This is a genomic window from Paraburkholderia diazotrophica, from assembly GCF_900108945.1.
Taxonomy (GTDB): domain Bacteria; phylum Pseudomonadota; class Gammaproteobacteria; order Burkholderiales; family Burkholderiaceae; genus Paraburkholderia; species Paraburkholderia diazotrophica.
Map to the genome: position 1 here is coordinate 474332 of NZ_FNYE01000001.1, position 14837 is coordinate 489168.

12 protein-coding genes are annotated in these 14837 nt (G+C 63.8%); 4 read left to right on the top strand and 8 right to left on the bottom strand.

Annotation, left to right across the window (positions count from 1 at the left end):
* Positions 1-72: 72 nt before the first annotated feature.
* Entirely contained in the window at positions 73-2064 is a 1992-nt protein-coding gene (locus tag BMW76_RS02250; RefSeq protein ID WP_090862218.1) for a hybrid sensor histidine kinase/response regulator, read from the top strand.
* Between the two features lie 171 nt (positions 2065-2235).
* On the opposite strand, the gene mscL is transcribed toward BMW76_RS02250, so the two are convergent.
* Positions 2236-2685 carry a large conductance mechanosensitive channel protein MscL gene (mscL, locus tag BMW76_RS02255; RefSeq protein WP_090862220.1) on the bottom strand — a complete coding sequence of 150 codons (450 nt, stop codon included), beginning with the start codon at positions 2683-2685 and terminating at the stop codon, positions 2236-2238.
* Positions 2686-2869: 184 nt separating this feature from the next.
* Here mscL and BMW76_RS40130 point away from each other — a divergent pair, with 184 nt between their 5' ends.
* A complete protein-coding gene (locus BMW76_RS40130; protein WP_143062193.1) occupies positions 2870-3136 on the top strand; it encodes a hypothetical protein in 267 nt (88 codons plus the stop codon).
* A gap of 70 nt (positions 3137-3206) precedes the next feature.
* On the opposite strand, the gene BMW76_RS02260 is transcribed toward BMW76_RS40130, so the two are convergent.
* From BMW76_RS02260 to mfd, 4 genes are all read right to left on the bottom strand, one after another.
* Complete coding sequence (locus BMW76_RS02260; protein WP_090862221.1) at positions 3207-4226, bottom strand: threonine/serine dehydratase; 1020 nt, start codon at positions 4224-4226, stop codon at positions 3207-3209.
* A gap of 85 nt (positions 4227-4311) precedes the next feature.
* Entirely contained in the window at positions 4312-5559 is a 1248-nt protein-coding gene (gene argE / locus BMW76_RS02265) for an acetylornithine deacetylase (protein ID WP_090862223.1), read from the bottom strand.
* 189 nt (positions 5560-5748) lie between these two features.
* Complete coding sequence (locus BMW76_RS02270) at positions 5749-6927, bottom strand: M20 family metallopeptidase (protein ID WP_090862225.1); 1179 nt, start codon at positions 6925-6927, stop codon at positions 5749-5751.
* Positions 6928-6940: 13 nt separating this feature from the next.
* Positions 6941-10429, bottom strand: coding sequence for a transcription-repair coupling factor (gene mfd / locus BMW76_RS02275; RefSeq protein ID WP_090862227.1), 3489 nt, complete (start codon positions 10427-10429; stop codon positions 6941-6943).
* A 235-nt stretch (positions 10430-10664) separates the two neighbouring features.
* On the opposite strand from mfd, the gene ispD reads away from it, so the two are divergent.
* Both ispD and ispF read left to right on the top strand, forming a co-directional pair.
* The gene (gene ispD, locus BMW76_RS02280) at positions 10665-11375 is read left to right on the top strand and encodes a 2-C-methyl-D-erythritol 4-phosphate cytidylyltransferase (RefSeq protein WP_090862229.1); all 711 of its coding nucleotides are present in this window, start codon (positions 10665-10667) and stop codon (positions 11373-11375) included.
* A gap of 72 nt (positions 11376-11447) precedes the next feature.
* Positions 11448-11927, top strand: coding sequence for a 2-C-methyl-D-erythritol 2,4-cyclodiphosphate synthase (ispF, locus tag BMW76_RS02285; protein ID WP_090862231.1), 480 nt, complete (start codon positions 11448-11450; stop codon positions 11925-11927).
* Between the two features lie 103 nt (positions 11928-12030).
* Here the strand turns inward: ispF and BMW76_RS02290 are convergent, their stop codons facing one another.
* The 3 genes from BMW76_RS02290 to BMW76_RS02300 form a co-directional block, all read right to left on the bottom strand.
* On the bottom strand, positions 12031-12555 hold the full coding sequence (locus tag BMW76_RS02290) for a carboxymuconolactone decarboxylase family protein (RefSeq protein ID WP_090862232.1): 525 nt from the start codon (positions 12553-12555) through the stop codon (positions 12031-12033).
* Positions 12556-12631: 76 nt separating this feature from the next.
* On the bottom strand, positions 12632-13180 hold the full coding sequence (locus tag BMW76_RS02295) for a peroxiredoxin (protein WP_090862234.1): 549 nt from the start codon (positions 13178-13180) through the stop codon (positions 12632-12634).
* A gap of 292 nt (positions 13181-13472) precedes the next feature.
* A complete protein-coding gene (locus BMW76_RS02300; protein ID WP_087735756.1) occupies positions 13473-14822 on the bottom strand; it encodes an ATP-binding protein in 1350 nt (449 codons plus the stop codon).
* Positions 14823-14837: the final 15 nt, after the last annotated feature.

Here is a 14837-nt window from a genome sequence, read left to right on the forward strand (position 1 = left end):
GGGGCACGCGGTGCTCGCTCATCATGGCGAGTCCGTGCCGCAAGCAGTCCAATTGACGATTGATCATCTGGCATGACTGAAGACGGATCCACGCCGCTCGCCGCGCACGTGCTCGTCGTCGACGACGACGAGGGCATCTTGCGGCTTGCGCGCAAATCGCTGGAGCGCGCCGGCTGCCGCGTCGAGCTATGCAATAGCGTCGAAAGCGCGCATCGCGCGATCGCCGGGAATGCGCCCGACCTGATCGTGCTCGACTATCAGCTCGATGGCGCGGAGACGGGGCTCGATTTTTTCAGACGTCTGCGCCACGAAGGCGTGCGCATTCCCGCGATACTCGTCACCGGTTTCACCGATGAATCGCGCGTGATCGAAGCGCTGCGTTCCGGCGTGTCCGATGTCGTACCCAAAGCGGGCGACTATCTCGACTATCTGCCCGAAGCCGTCGAACGCGTGTTGTCGCAAGTGCGGCTGCAGCGTGCGTCCGCGGAAGCGCTGCTGCTGCGCGAGCGCGAGGCGCACTACCGCACGCTGTCGGAAGCGCTGCCGCATCTCGTGCTCACCTGCAACGCGAATGGCGACTGCGATTTTCTGTCGAAGCAGTGGGTCGACTACACGGGCCTCGACGGCGCGAATGCGCTCGGGCTGGCGTGGCTCGACGCCGTGCATCCCGACGACCGTGAAGACGTGCGCCGCACGTGGCTCAAGACGGTGCGCAGCGAAGCCACCTTTTACCGCCACGAATTGCGCATTCGCCGCCAGGACGGCGCGTATCGCTGGTTCGACGCGCGCATTGCCGCCGTGCGCGACGCGAGCGGCACGCTCAGCAAGTGGTTCGGCAGTTGCACGGACATCCATTCGCAGCGCGAAGCCATCGAGGAACGCGAACACCTGCTCGCGTCCGAGCAGGCCGCGCGCCAGGCGGCGGAAGAAGCGAACCGTTCGAAGGACCGTTTTCTCGCGATGCTGTCGCATGAATTGCGCACGCCGTTGACGCCCGTGCTCGCGGGCGCGCGCATGCTCGAGATGATGCCGGAGCTGCCTGAAGCGGTGCGCTCGGGCGTCGTGATGATTCGCCGCAATGTCGAACTGGAAGCGCGCCTGATCGATGATCTGCTCGATCTCACGCGCGTGGCGAATGGCAAGCTGCGGCTGTCGCTGGAAACGGTCGATGTGCACGAGGTGATCGACAGCGTGCTCGATCTGTTTCGCAGCGAGATTCAGACCAAGCAGCAGGACGTGCACGTCAGCAAGACGGCGCAAAATCACTACGTGCTGGCCGATCGCGCGCGCTTGCAGCAGATGCTATGGAACCTGATCCGCAATGCCGCGAAGTTCACGCCTGACGGCGGGCATATTTTCGTGCGCACGCGCGACGAAAGAATGCATGTGCAGATATCGGTCGAGGATACGGGCGTCGGCATCGAGCCCGAGCAGATCGGCAAGCTCTTCAACGCATTCGAGCAGGGCAGCGAGAACATGTCGCGGCAGTTCGGCGGCCTGGGACTCGGGCTCGCGATCACGAAGGCGCTCACCGATGCGCATGGTGGCACCGTCACCGCGCAGAGTCCGGGCGCACATTGCGGCGCGACGTTCACGATCACGCTGCCGACAGCCGAAGAGCGTTTCGCCGAGCCCGCCGCGCCCGTCGCCGAGAGTGTGCAGCCGGCAGGCGGGCTCACGATTCTGCTGATCGAAGATCACGCGGACACGGCGGACGTGATGGCGCAGCTGATGCGCACGCTGGGCCATGAAGTGACCGTCGTCGGGCGTGTCGCCGATGCGCTTGCCGCGACGCAGAGCGCGCCGTTCGATCTGATCGTCAGCGACGTCGGCTTGCCGGATGGCACGGGCCTCGATTTCATCAAGGCGTTCCGCGAGCGCGATGATGCGCCTGCTGTCGCGCTGACGGGCTTCGGCAGTGACGAGGATATTCGCCGATGCCTCGAAGCGGGCTTCACGTCGCATCTGACGAAGCCCGTCAACTTCTCACAGCTCGAACAGGTGATCGAAGGCGCGGCGGCAGCGAAAGCGCAGAGGAATGCAGGCGAGGGGAGAGCGGACTAGGTGCGTGTGTCGGATACGAATTCGATATGAAGCATTCGATAGCTGGCATTCGATAGCTGGCATTCGACAAAAAGCGAAGGGCCTGTTGCGCACTAACGTACGCAACAGGCCCTTCGCGTGATGTGTTCTTTGCACGCGACGCCGAAACGGCGCCGCCTCACTCGCACGCGGTCAGCTACGCGGCGAATTCTTCAGCGAGTCGCGGATCTCGCGCAGCAGCAGCACGTCTTCCGGCGTGGGCGGCGGTGCTTCGGGCGCGGCGGGCGCCGGGGTGCGCAGCTTGTTGATGAACTTGACCATCATGAAGATGATGAAGGCGAGGATCACGAAGTTGATCGCGACCGTGATGAACGAGCCATAGCCGAATGCAGCGACGCCCGCCGTTTGCAGATCCTTGTACGAATCGGGATTGCCCTTGAAGTTTGGCGGTATGTGGCCGAGCAGGACGAACTTGTTCGAGAAGTCGAGGCCGCCCGTCGCAATGCCGACGACAGGCATGATCAGGTCTTTCACGACGGAATTGACGATCGTCGAGAACGCGCCGCCGATGATCACACCGACAGCGAGGTCCATTACGTTGCCCTTGAGGGCAAACTCCTTGAATTCCGTGACTAGGCTCATCGGGCAGTTCTCCTTGAAGTCGATGGCGACATGATAGCCAACGTTCGGCGCAGCGGGAAATCATTTGGGGATTAATCGCAATGCGCCACGGCAGAACGCAGGAAGCGATTGTCGTGCCCGTGCACGTTGAATAACACTGACTGCCGAAGCTTGGCACGCAACGGGCTATAGCGCGCCGTGCGACATGTCGGTTCGACAAGCGCGCGGACAACTGGACGCAAGAACCAGGCGCAAGAACCAGCTTCAAGAATCAGGTTCAAGAATCAGGTTCAAGAATCAGGTTCAAGAATCAGGTTCAAGAATCAGGTTCAAGAATCAGGTTCAAGAATCAGGCGCAAAAATCAGGCGCAAAAATCAGGCGCAAAAATCAGGCGCAAAAATCAGGCGCAAAAATCAGGCGCAAAAATCAGGCGCAAAAATCAGGCGCAAGGAATGCGCATTGAAGCGCTAACGAAAGAAAGCGCGCAGCGAGAACACGCGATCGCAGCGCGCGCAACGAGGCGGTTATATCGACAGGCCCGTCAAACTTGAGCGGCCCGCGCCTGTTCGATTTGCGCGGCGAACGTCACGGGATCGGTATTCGTCCCACATAGCAGCACGCCGACGCGCTTGCCTTGCAGTTGCTCGCGCAACGGGCCGAGCAGGGCGGCCGTCGCCGCTGCGCACGCAGGCTCGACCGCGAGCTTCAATTGCGTGAAGAGGGTCAGCATCGCGGCACGCAGCGCGTCGTCGGTGACGGTGACGAGACGGTCGATATGGCGGCGGCACAGCTCGTAGCTGTATTGCTCGGTATGCGGCGCCATCAGCGAATCGGCGATCGAATGCATGTGGCTCATGTGCACCGTGTGATTCGCAGCGAAGCTGCGGTTCATCACGTCGGCGCCTTCCGGTTCGACGCCGTACACATGCACGCGCGGATTGGCGAGCCGCAGCGCCGTCGAGATGCCCGCCGCGAGCCCGCCGCCGCCGATGGGCACGATCACCGCGTCGAGGTCCGGCGTTTGCGTCGCCCATTCGTAGCCGAGCGTCGCGGTGCCGAGCACCGTGCGATAGCCGTTGAACGGATGCACGAAGTAGCGGCCTTCCTCGGCTTCGATGCGCCGCACGATCTCGAACGCTTCCGTCACGTTCTCCGCGACGACGACTTCCGCGCGATATTTGCGGCACAACGCGATGCGCGCAGGATTAGCCGCATGCATCACGACGACCTTCGCGCTGATGCCCATGCGCATCGCCGCATATGCGACGGCCACGGCATGATTGCCGCCCGACACGCAGGTGACGCCCGCGCTGCGCTGCGCCGGATCGAGCGCGAGCAGATTCGTGAACGCACCGCGCGCCTTGAAGCTGCCGCCCGCTTGAAGCAGCTCGAACTTGAAGTTGAGCAGCGTGCCTTCGAGCGTCGGAAAATCCATCCGGTCGAACACGGGCGTTCGCACGACCCACGGTGTCAACGCGAAATGCTGCGAGGCGATGTCGTCGAGCGTCGGTATCGGCTCGCCGTCGATCGTGCGGTCGGAGTGCTGCGTGGCAGTGGACATGGCGTGCGTTACTCGTCTGTGGGGGAGGTCCGCGTTCGATGTCTTGTCGTCGGTTGTGGTCGCTTGTTGTTATGCGTTGCTTGCGTCAATGCGCGTGCGCGTCGACCGACATGCTATGGATGAACTTGCCCAGAAAGCGTTCGCACTGCACGAGCTGGTCGAGCGTGACGAACTCGTTGGCCTTGTGCGCCTGCTGGATGTCGCCCGGGCCGCACACGATGCTCGGAATACCCGCCCGCGAAAACAGGCCCGCTTCCGTGCCGTAGGCGACCTTGCGCTTGTCCTGATCGGCCGTGAGTGCCCGCACGAGTTGCGTGATGGCTGCCTGCTCCGATGCGTCGAGTCCGGGCGCCGCGGCAATCTTCGTGATCTCGATCGCGGCCGCTTCGTGCTCGCGCTTCATTTTCGGCAGCAGCGTCTCGCGCGCGTACTGGTCGATGCGCGCGAAGATCGGCTCGGGGTCGAGCGTCGGCAGATTGCGGAACTCGAATTCGAAGCTGCATTCGGCGGGCACCGTATTGATTGCATTGCCGCCCTTGATCGTGCTGGTCTGCGCCGTCGTGAACGGCACGTCGTAGAGCTCGTCGAACGGGCCTTGCTCGCGGAACTGGTCGGCCATGTCGCGGATGAAGCAGATAAGCCGCGCCGCGTATTCGATCGCGTTCAAGCCCTTCGGCGTAAGCGATGAGTGCGCCGCCTGGCCGCGCACACAGCATTGGTACGCGTTGATGCCCTTGTGCGCGATGATGGGCCGCATGCTGGTCGGCTCGCCGACGATGCAGCCGTCCGGCTTGACGCCGCGCTTCATCAGGTCGGCGATCATCAGCGGCGCGCCCACGCAGCCCACTTCTTCGTCGAACGAGAAGGCGAGATGGATCGGCTTCGCGAGCTTCGTCTGCTGCATTTGCGGGACCAGCGTCAGCGCCGCGCCGATGAAGCCCTTCATGTCGCAGGTGCCGCGCCCGTAGAGCTTGTCGCCGCGCACTTCGGGCCGGAACGGATCACTGTCCCATTGCTGGCCGTCGACGGGCACCACGTCCGTGTGACCCGACAGCACGATTCCGCCATTCGTCTCGCCGTCGTGCGCCGGGATCGTCGCGAACAGGTTCGCCCATTTCCCGCTTTCGTCATGCGTCAGCGTCGCTTGGATGCCGCGCTCGCGCAGCGCGTCGCGCACGGTTTCGATCAGGCCGAGATTCGGATTGCGGCTGACCGTGTCCATCGACACGAGGCGTTCAACCCAGGGAAGCGAAGCAGGAGATGCGGCGTTGGAGGCAACAGCGGAAGAGGAAGACGTTTGTGCGGACAGCGCTTTATCAGCGACCTGTGACATGACCTTGGCTCCAGCTTGTGTGTCATTCGATGATACCCAAAAAGCACTTAATAATCCAAAGCTCGATGCGGCCAGGTGCTTGCGGGGCTTGGCTTTGCGCGATGCAGCAATCCTTTGGCGAGTAATGGAAGCGCTTCCGTCGGCGCGTTGGGCTTCGACCGGTTTCGACGTTTTCAGGCGCGTCGACGGTCAGCCCAGCAGCGCGAGCAACGCGCGTTCGTAGACGCGATAGACGGGCGCGATGCTCGAAAGTTCGATGCGTTCGTCGGCTGCGTGGATGCCCTCGCAGCGCACGCCGAATCCGCACAGCGCGGGCACGCCCAGCGACGCCAGATAGTTGCCGATATTCGACGGCCCCGCGACGGCACACGGCAGTTCCGCACCGAATTCGTCTCGTGCCGCACGATATAGCGCCATGACGATCGGATGCGATGCGTCCACGCGATACGCGGCCCAGCCCGCGATCCACTCGATCGTCGTCGCGAGCGATGCGTCGTAGCGCGCATCGTGAACGCGGACGATCTCAGCAATACAACGTTGCGCTTCGCGTTGATCGAAGCGCGGCGTGAGCCGGCAATCGACGCTCAACTCGCAACGATCAGGCACGCTCGTGAACGTGCCGTCGCCCGCGCGGATGCCCGTCACCGTGAGTTGCGCGGGGCGTTCGAATGCGTGGTCGATGGGCAGCTTCGCGTCGTTCAGCGCGGCTGCGAGATGGGCGCCGCGTATCGCCGCATTGAGGCCGCGCGTGCTGCTGCCGCCTGAATGCGCAGCGATGCCGCGCACAGCAAGCCGTGCCCGGATGAATCCGCGCGCGCCCACGACAATGCGATCGATGCCCGGATAGCCGATGAACACGCCGTCGGGCCGGGGCGCGTCGACGGCATCGAAGAAGGCGCGTGCGCCGCCGAAACGGCCCGTGTGTTCGTCGAGATCGAACAGCACGCCGAGCGTGCCGGCGAATTCGTCGGTGCGCCGTGCGAGCGCGGCGGCCAGATGCGCGTAGATCGCGACGGCGGCCTTGCTGTCCGCGCTGCCGCGGCCGTGCAGCCAGCCGTCCGCGATCCGCGCGCTGAGCGGTGGGTACGTCCACGCGGATTCGTCGCCGAAGCTCGCGGTGTCGAGCGGTGCATTCAGCAGATAGTACGGACGTCGCGGCGCGTTCGCCGTGCCACGTGTCTCCGCGTAAAGAGCGAGCGGTTCGCCGTCATCGCCTGTGAGCCGGCGCGTGGCCACCTGATGCGCGCTGCACCACGCTTCGATACAGCCCAGCACAGGTGCACGCGCATCGATTCCGCCACGGCTCGGAATGCGCACGAGCGCCGTCAGCAGATCGACGACCGATGCCGTGTCGCTCGTGGCCGTCATGCGAGGCGTCCGCTCAGGACGCGACGCGCTGATCCGCCGCGCCCTTCGCCGGCGCGCCAAGCGCGCGCAGCGTCTCCTTGACCGTCGCGACGCGCACCGAGAAGTCGGGGCTGCGCGTCTCGATGCGCAGCTTGTCCTGGCCCGCGAGCTTGATGTGCTTGTGCTTCTGGACCATCTCGATGATCCGCATCGCGTCGATGGGCGGATTCGGGACGAACTGCAAGCCGATCACCGCTTCGCCCGCATCGATCTTCGAAATGCCGAGCGGCTTTGCGGCGAGACGCAGACGGTGCGTTTCGACGAGCGCATGCGCTTGCGGCGGCATCTTGCCGAAGCGGTCGATCAGCTCTTCCTGAATGCCGTCGATCGAATCGCTGTGCTCGCAGTTCGCGAGGCGCTTGTACAGCGACAGACGCTCCTGCACATCGCCGCAATAGTCGGCGGGCAGGATGGCGGGTGTGTGCAGATTGATTTCCGTCGTCGCGGCCAAAGGCGATGTGAGATCCGGCTCCTTGCCGTTCTTCAGCGCCTTGACGGCGTCGTTCAGCATGTCGGTGTAGAGCTGGAAACCGATCTCGTGAATTTCGCCCGACTGCTTGTCGCCGAGCACTTCGCCCGTGCCGCGAATCTCGAGATCGTGCATCGCGAGGTAGAAGCCCGCGCCCAGTTCTTCCATCTGCTGGATCGCTTCGAGCCGCCGTTGCGCCTGCTTCGTCAAGCCCTGCGGATCGTGCACGAGCAGATAGGAGTACGCCTGGTGATGCGAGCGGCCGACGCGTCCGCGCAACTGATGCAGTTGCGCGAGCCCGAACTTGTCCGAACGATGGATCAGAATCGTGTTCGCAGTCGGCACGTCGATGCCCGTTTCGATGATCGTCGTGCACAGCAGTACGTTCGCGCGCTGCGCAACGAAATCGCGCATCACGCGTTCGAGCTCGCGCTCGTGCATCTGGCCGTGCGCGACGGCAATGCGCGCTTCGGGCACGAGCGCTTCGAGCATCTGCCGGCGGTTCTCGATCGTTTCGACTTCGTTGTGCAGGAAGTACACCTGGCCGCCGCGCTTCAGTTCGCGCAGCATCGCTTCGCGGATCACGCCGTCTTCTTCGCGACGCACGAAGGTCTTGATCGCGAGGCGCTTCTGCGGCGCCGTCGCGATCACCGAGAAATCGCGCAGCCCTTCGAGCGCCATGCCGAGCGTGCGCGGAATCGGCGTCGCGGTGAGCGTCAGCACGTCGACTTCGGCGCGCAGCGCCTTCAGCGCTTCCTTCTGGCGCACGCCGAAGCGGTGCTCTTCGTCGATGATCACGAGCCCGAGCCGCTTGAACTGCACATCCGACGACAGCAGCTTGTGCGTGCCGATCACGATGTCGACGCTGCCTTCGTTGATCTGCTGGATAGCGGTGCTGACTTCCTTCCCGGTCTTGAAGCGCGACAGCTCGGCGATGCGCACGGGCCAATCGGAGAAGCGGTCGGTGAAGGTCTGCGTGTGCTGCTCGGCGAGCAGCGTGGTGGGCGAGAGCAGCGCCACCTGCTTGCCGCCCATCACCGCGATGAAGGCCGCGCGCAACGCGACCTCCGTCTTGCCGAAGCCGACGTCGCCGCATACGAGGCGGTCCATCGGCTTGCCGCTCGTCATGTCGCCGATCACGGCGGCGATCGCGGCCGCCTGGTCGGGCGTTTCCTCGAAGCCGAAGCTCTCCGCGAACTTCACATAGTCGCGTGGATCGAGCTTGAACGCGTGGCCTTCGCGCGCCGCGCGGCGGGCGTACAGGTTCAGCAGCTCGGCCGCCGTGTCGCGGATCTGCTGCGCGGCCTTGCGTTTTGCCTTCTCCCACTGGCCGGACCCGAGCGCGTGCAGCGGCGCGCTTTCCGGATCGGCGCCGCTGTAGCGCGAAATCACGTGCAGCTGCGCGACGGGCACGTAGAGCTTGCTGTCGCCCTGGTATTCGAGGTGCAGGAACTCGGTTTCGCCTTCGCCGAGATCCATCGTCACGAGGCCCATGTAGCGGCCGATGCCGTGCTGCGAGTGCACGACCGGGTCGCCGACCTTCAGCTCCGACAGGTCGCGCACCATCGAGTCGACGTTGCTCGCCTGTTCCTGGCGGCGGCGTCCCGCGCGGCGCGCGAGCGGCCCGTAGAGCTCCGTTTCGGTGATGATCGCCGCGCCTTCGCCAGGAATCGCGAAGCCGTTCGCGAGCGGCGCGACGCCGAGCGTGAACCGCGCATCGGAGGTCAGCCAGTCTTCGTAGCTGTCGACGGAAGCGGGGCGCAGTTCGTTTTCCGCAAGCAGTTGCGCGATCGTCTCGCGGCGGCCCGCCGATTCGGCCGCGAACAGCACGCGGTTCGGCGTCGTGTCGAGGTACGCGCGCAGCGCCGATACGGGGTCTTCGGCGTGCCGGTCGATGGCCAGATTGGGCAGCGGCGCGGCCCAGCCGCCGCCCGCGTTGCCAGGCAGCGCGAGGCGCGCGAAGGGCTTCGCGAACGCGAAGAAATCTTCGTCCGACAGAAAGAGCCGCTGCGGTTCGAGAATCGGCCGGTCGCGGTCATGCGACAGGAAGCTGTAGCGCTGCTTCGTATCGGCGGTGAAGCGCCGTATCGCGGCGTCGAGGTCGCCGACGAACGCGAGCTGCGCGCCTTCGGGCAAATAGTGAAAGAGCGTCGCCGTCTCTTCGAAAAACAGCGGCAGATAGTATTCGATGCCCGCCGACGGTACGCCGTTGCCGATGTCCTTGTAGATCGACGCGCGGCTCGGGTCGCCTTCGAACACTTCGCGCCAGCGGCTGCGAAATGCGGTGCGCGCGGCTTCGTCGAATGGAAACTCGCGGCCGGGCAACAGGCGCACGTCCTTCACGGGATAGAGGCTACGCTGCGAGTCGGGATCGAACGCGCGGATCGAGTCGACCTGATCGTCGAACAGGTCGATCCGGTACGGCAGCGGCGAGCCCATCGGGAACAGGTCGATCAGCGAGCCGCGCACGCAGTATTCGCCCGGCCGCACGACCTGGCTCACGTGCTCGTAGCCGGCGAGCGTCAGTTGCGCCTTGAGCTTGGCCTCGTCGAGCCGCTCGCCCTGTGAGAACGAAAACGTGTACGCGGCCATGAACGACGCGGGCGGCATCCGGTAGAGCGCCGTCGTCGCGGGGACGAGCAGGATGTCGCAACGGCCTTCGCCGAGATCGTGCAGCGTCGCGAGGCGCTCGGACACGAGGTCCTGGTGCGGCGAGAACGAGTCGTAAGGCAGCGTCTCCCAGTCGGGCAGCAGACGGACGCGCGCATTCGGCGCGAAGAACGCGAGTTCCTGCGACAGCCGCTGGGCATCGACGGCGCTCGCGCAGACGACGGCGAGCAGCGGCATCTGCTGCCGATAGGCGAGGTGATAGCGGGCGATCAGCAGCGCGTCGGACGAGCCGTGCGTGCCGTCGAAAACGAAACGCTGGCCGGCCTTGACCGGCGCGACGGGCGGTTCAGCGGAGGACTGCGTGGATGCGGCGATGTCGGGCATAAAAGGAAAACGGCCTTTGGGGTGACGCGAAGGGTGACGCGAATGAGCAACCTGTCGATTACCAGCGTGAGACCATCGGCTCGCGACGCGCCCAGCCAATGGACTGCGCCAGCGGACACCTCGAAGGCGTGTCGCCGGCGGAACATGAGCGGCAAGTTTACGCGTGTCGGGGCATGCGTGCCGAGGACCTATTATAAAATCCGTCCTTCACTTTGAACTGCGCCGCGTCCTTTCCGTGACTTCCCGTCTGTTTGCCCTGATTCCGTGCGCCGGCACCGGCAGCCGTTCCGGCGCGCCGATGCCCAAGCAATATCGAACCGTCGCGGGCCGCGACATGCTCTATTTCTCGCTCGCTGCGTTCGATGCATGCAGCGAGTTTGCGCAGACGCTCGTCGTCCTCGCGCCCGACGACCAGCATTTCGACGCGCGCCGCTTCGGCGGGCTGCGCTTTGCCGTGCAGCGCTGCGGCGGGGCTTCGCGGCAGGCGTCCGTGCTCAACGGGCTGCATGCGCTCGCGCAGTTCGGCGCGCGCGACGACGACTGGGTGCTCGTGCACGACGCCGCGCGTCCCGGCATCACGCCCGCGCTGATCCGTGTGCTCGTCAGCGTGCTGAAGGACGATGCCGTGGGCGGCATCATGGCGCTGCCCGTCGCGGATACGCTCAAGCGTGTCGCGCACGGCACCGACAATCGCATCGATCACACCGAGCCGCGCGACGGCCTGTGGCAGGCGCAGACGCCGCAGATGTTCCGCATCGGCATGCTACGCGAGGCGATCCTGCGCGCGCAAAGCGACGGCCACGATCTCACCGACGAAGCGAGCGCGATCGAATGGTCCGGCCATGCGCCTAAACTGGTGCAGGGCAGCTTGCGCAATTTCAAGGTCACGTATCCCGAAGACTTCGATCTGGCCGAGGCGATTCTCGGACGCGGCACCGCAGGCTGAGCGGCGTGCGCCGTCGCCTGATCGGAGCTTCATCGCAGTAACGCTTTCACGACATCACGGAACCCCACGCATATGGATTTGAGAATCGGACAAGGCTACGACGTTCACGCACTGGTGCCGGGACGGCCGCTCATCATCGGCGGCGTGACGATTCCATACGAGCGCGGGCTGCTCGGCCACTCGGACGCGGACGTGCTGCTGCATGCGATCACCGATGCGCTCTTCGGCGCCGCCGCGCTCGGCGATATCGGCCGTCACTTTCCCGATACCGCGACCGAGTTCAAAGGCGCGAACAGCCGCGTGCTGCTGCGCGAGTGCGCGGCACGCATTGCGAAGGCGGGCTTCGCGATCCAGAACATCGACAGCACGGTGATCGCGCAGGCGCCGAAGCTCGCGCCGCATATTGACGGAATGCGCGCGAATATCGCGGAAGACCTGAACCTGCCCATCGAGCGCGTCAACGTGAAGGCGAAGACCAACGAAAAGCTCGGCTATCTCGGGCGAGGCGAGGGGATCGAAGCGCAAGCCGCTGTGCTGCTGCTGCGCGGCTGAGCCTGGGCTGATGACGCGTACGTCATAGCCATACGTAGAAACGCAAAACGCCACGCATCGGGTGGCGTTTTTTTATGCACAAGCGCTTACGATTCGCGTGCCCTTACTTGCCTTCGGCGACGATCACTTGCGCAGCCGCGTTGATCACCGACGCGATACGGCCAACGTCGCGCAGTTGCGTCGAGCTCATGCCTTCGTTGATCAGCGTATCGAAGTGCGACTTCACGCAGAAATGGCACTTGCCGATGATCGACGCGGCAAGCGCGTACATCTCGAAGCGGCGCTTGTCGACGCCGCCGTGCGATGCGTAGGCGTTCATCCGCAAGCCGGCCGGCTGCGATTTCAGATCGGCGTTGCCTGTCATCTCGACATACGGATACCAGACGTTGTTCATGCCCATCAGCGCGGCAGCCGTCAGCGCGCCGTTGACTTCTTCCGGCGAGAGCACGCCCGCTTCGCGGATCGCGGCGATGATCTTCGGGCTCTTCGCAGCGAACGCGGCCGCCAGCGCGACGCCGACGGCATCGTTGCCTTCCAGCGACGAGCGCGCGATCGTGCCATCGAGATTCAGGCGAATGTCTTTAGCGTAGTCGGGGATGTGTTCCTTAATCGCTGCGATGAATTCCATTGATATCTCCTATCATTCTGCCGATAAAAAAGCCCGCCGGCCTTTTCAAGCTTAGCGGGCTTTCGACTGCACGTGCTTACAGCGTCGCGCCGCCGACTACGCGGTTGCAAGGGCACAGTTCGTCCGTTTGCAGACCGTCCAGAATACGCAGGACTTCTTCCGGATTACGGCCGACGTTCAGGTTGTTCACCGAAACGTGCTGGATCGTGTTGTCCGGATCGACGATGAACGTCGCGCGCAGTGCAACGCCTGCTTCCTTGTCGCGCACGCCGAGCTGGTCGATCAGCTCGCCCTTCACGTCGCCGAACGCGTAGTGGTTCAGCTTGTTCAGGTCCTTGTGCTCACGGCGCCATGCGAGCTTGACAAATTCGTTGTCCACGCTGCCGCCCAGCAGAACGGCGTCGCGCTCTGCGAAGTCCTTCTGCAGCTTGCCGAACTCGACGATTTCCGTCGGGCAAACGAACGTGAAGTCCTTCGGGTAGAAATAGATGATCTTCCACTTGCCCGGGAACGACGATTCGGTGATTTCTTCGAACGCCGACACGCCGTTTTCTTCGTGGTTATTGAAACCCGGCTTTGCAGCGGTGACGGTGAAAGCTTCGAGTTTATCGCCGACAGTTTTCATGCGCTTGCTCCTTGTGAATTGGCAAATGAGATTCGAAGACAACCTGCTCAAACTACCTGCTGGCTGTAACGAACGCGTTACACAAACTAAACTATAACTCTATTAGGCGATCGAATCAATAGTTTTTGTCTAATGGTTTGGATAGATTTTCTCGAAGACGCCGATAGCCCATATTGGAACGAGCGTTTTGCACGGATTCGGGAACAGGTTCGCCCAAAAAAGCGGCAGCGTAAAACGGCACTGGGGCGCCGTCTGACTGCCGCCTCCCCGACAGAGACGTACCCGAAGCGTGTCAGACGCTCTTCGCGAGCGGAAACTCGATCGTCACTTCGAGGCCGGGCAGCGGCGTGCGGTTGCGCAGCCGCAATGCGCCGCGATACCGTCCCACGAGGCGCTGCACGATCGCCATGCCGAGACCCGTGCCGTTGGCCTGCGTGCGCGCCGAATTGACGCGGTAGAACGGCCGCGTGACGAGCGCGAGCTGGTCCTCGGGAATGCCCGGACCTTCGTCGACGACCGACAGTTCGACCCGCGAATGCGAGACCCGCGTCTCGAGAATCACCCGCGGAATGCCGTCATCCTCGGAAAGACCGTATTTGCGGGCGTTCTCGATCAGATTCCCCACGACTCGCCGGATGTCCGTCTCGTCCGCCTCGATTACAGCAGAAGGAGCAAGCCGCGTGACCAGCCGCATGCCGTCTTCGCTCGACATGCGCGCGGCCAGTTCTCCCGCGATCACGGAAAGATCGACAGGCTCTGGATTTCTCTGAACAGGGCGCGCGTAATCGAGGAAGCGTCCGATGATCATGTCCATCTGCTCGATGTCGTCGATCATCGCGTCCTTGGTCGCCTGGTCCGAAGGACTCATTTCGGTTTCCAGACGTAGACGAGCAAGCGGCGTGCGCAGGTCATGCGAAATGCCGGCAAGCATCAGCGCGCGGTCGGCTTCGAGCTGCTCAAGATCCTGCACCATCTGGTTGAAACTTCGGTTCGTTTCCGCAGCGACGCCCATGCCGCGCTCAGGCAGCTTCTCGGGCGCCTGGCCCGAGCCGACTTTGCGCGCAGCTAGCGCCAGCCGCGCGAACGGTCTGTTCACCAGACTCGTGATGAACGCCGCGCCGAACAGCGACAGCGCGAGCGCGAAGATGCCCCAGCCGGCCCATTGCAGGCCCGTCACGTTATCCAGCTGATCGCGGTCGAGCGCGACCCAGTAGTCGTCGTCGTCGATCTTGAAGCTGATCCATACGCCCGGAATGTCATTGACGGACTGCGCGATGATCGTGTCGTCGCCGAGCCGGCCTCGTATGTCATGCTCGATCAGCCGATTGAGCGATTCGTCGGGCTGGAGCTTGTACTTGTCCGTGGTTTCGCGCGGATACACGCGCACGCCCTCATTGCTTTCCAGGTCTTGCAGCAGCGCGCGCCGCAGATCGGGATCGGAATAGAGGAGAGCGGTGCGCGTGAGCTTCACGATCGCGACGAGCTGCAGCGCCACGCGCTGTGCGCGTGGCTCGCGCTCGATCACGCGAAAGCTCTGAAACCATGCGGCGAGACTGACCGCGATCAGCAGCGCGATCAGCAGGAACGTACGCCAGAAAAGGCCGCCGAACGCGAGCGTCAGGAGGCGCCGGTCGATCCGCATGCGACCTTCTTGTCG

Coding starts and splice junctions, on each gene's coding strand:
- mscL (WP_090862220.1), bottom strand. CDS start 2,685: ATGAGCCTAGTCACGGAATTCAAGGAGTTTGCCCTCAAGGGCAACGTA.
- BMW76_RS40130 (WP_143062193.1), top strand. CDS start 2,870: ATGTCGGTTCGACAAGCGCGCGGACAACTGGACGCAAGAACCAGGCGC.
- argE (WP_090862223.1), bottom strand. CDS start 5,559: ATGTCACAGGTCGCTGATAAAGCGCTGTCCGCACAAACGTCTTCCTCT.
- BMW76_RS02295 (WP_090862234.1), bottom strand. CDS start 13,180: ATGAAAACTGTCGGCGATAAACTCGAAGCTTTCACCGTCACCGCTGCA.
- ispF (WP_090862231.1), top strand. CDS start 11,448: ATGGATTTGAGAATCGGACAAGGCTACGACGTTCACGCACTGGTGCCG.
- BMW76_RS02250 (WP_090862218.1), top strand. CDS start 73: ATGACTGAAGACGGATCCACGCCGCTCGCCGCGCACGTGCTCGTCGTC.
- BMW76_RS02300 (WP_087735756.1), bottom strand. CDS start 14,822: ATGCGGATCGACCGGCGCCTCCTGACGCTCGCGTTCGGCGGCCTTTTC.
- BMW76_RS02270 (WP_090862225.1), bottom strand. CDS start 6,927: ATGACGGCCACGAGCGACACGGCATCGGTCGTCGATCTGCTGACGGCG.
- mfd (WP_090862227.1), bottom strand. CDS start 10,429: ATGCCCGACATCGCCGCATCCACGCAGTCCTCCGCTGAACCGCCCGTC.
- BMW76_RS02260 (WP_090862221.1), bottom strand. CDS start 4,226: ATGTCCACTGCCACGCAGCACTCCGACCGCACGATCGACGGCGAGCCG.
- BMW76_RS02290 (WP_090862232.1), bottom strand. CDS start 12,555: ATGGAATTCATCGCAGCGATTAAGGAACACATCCCCGACTACGCTAAA.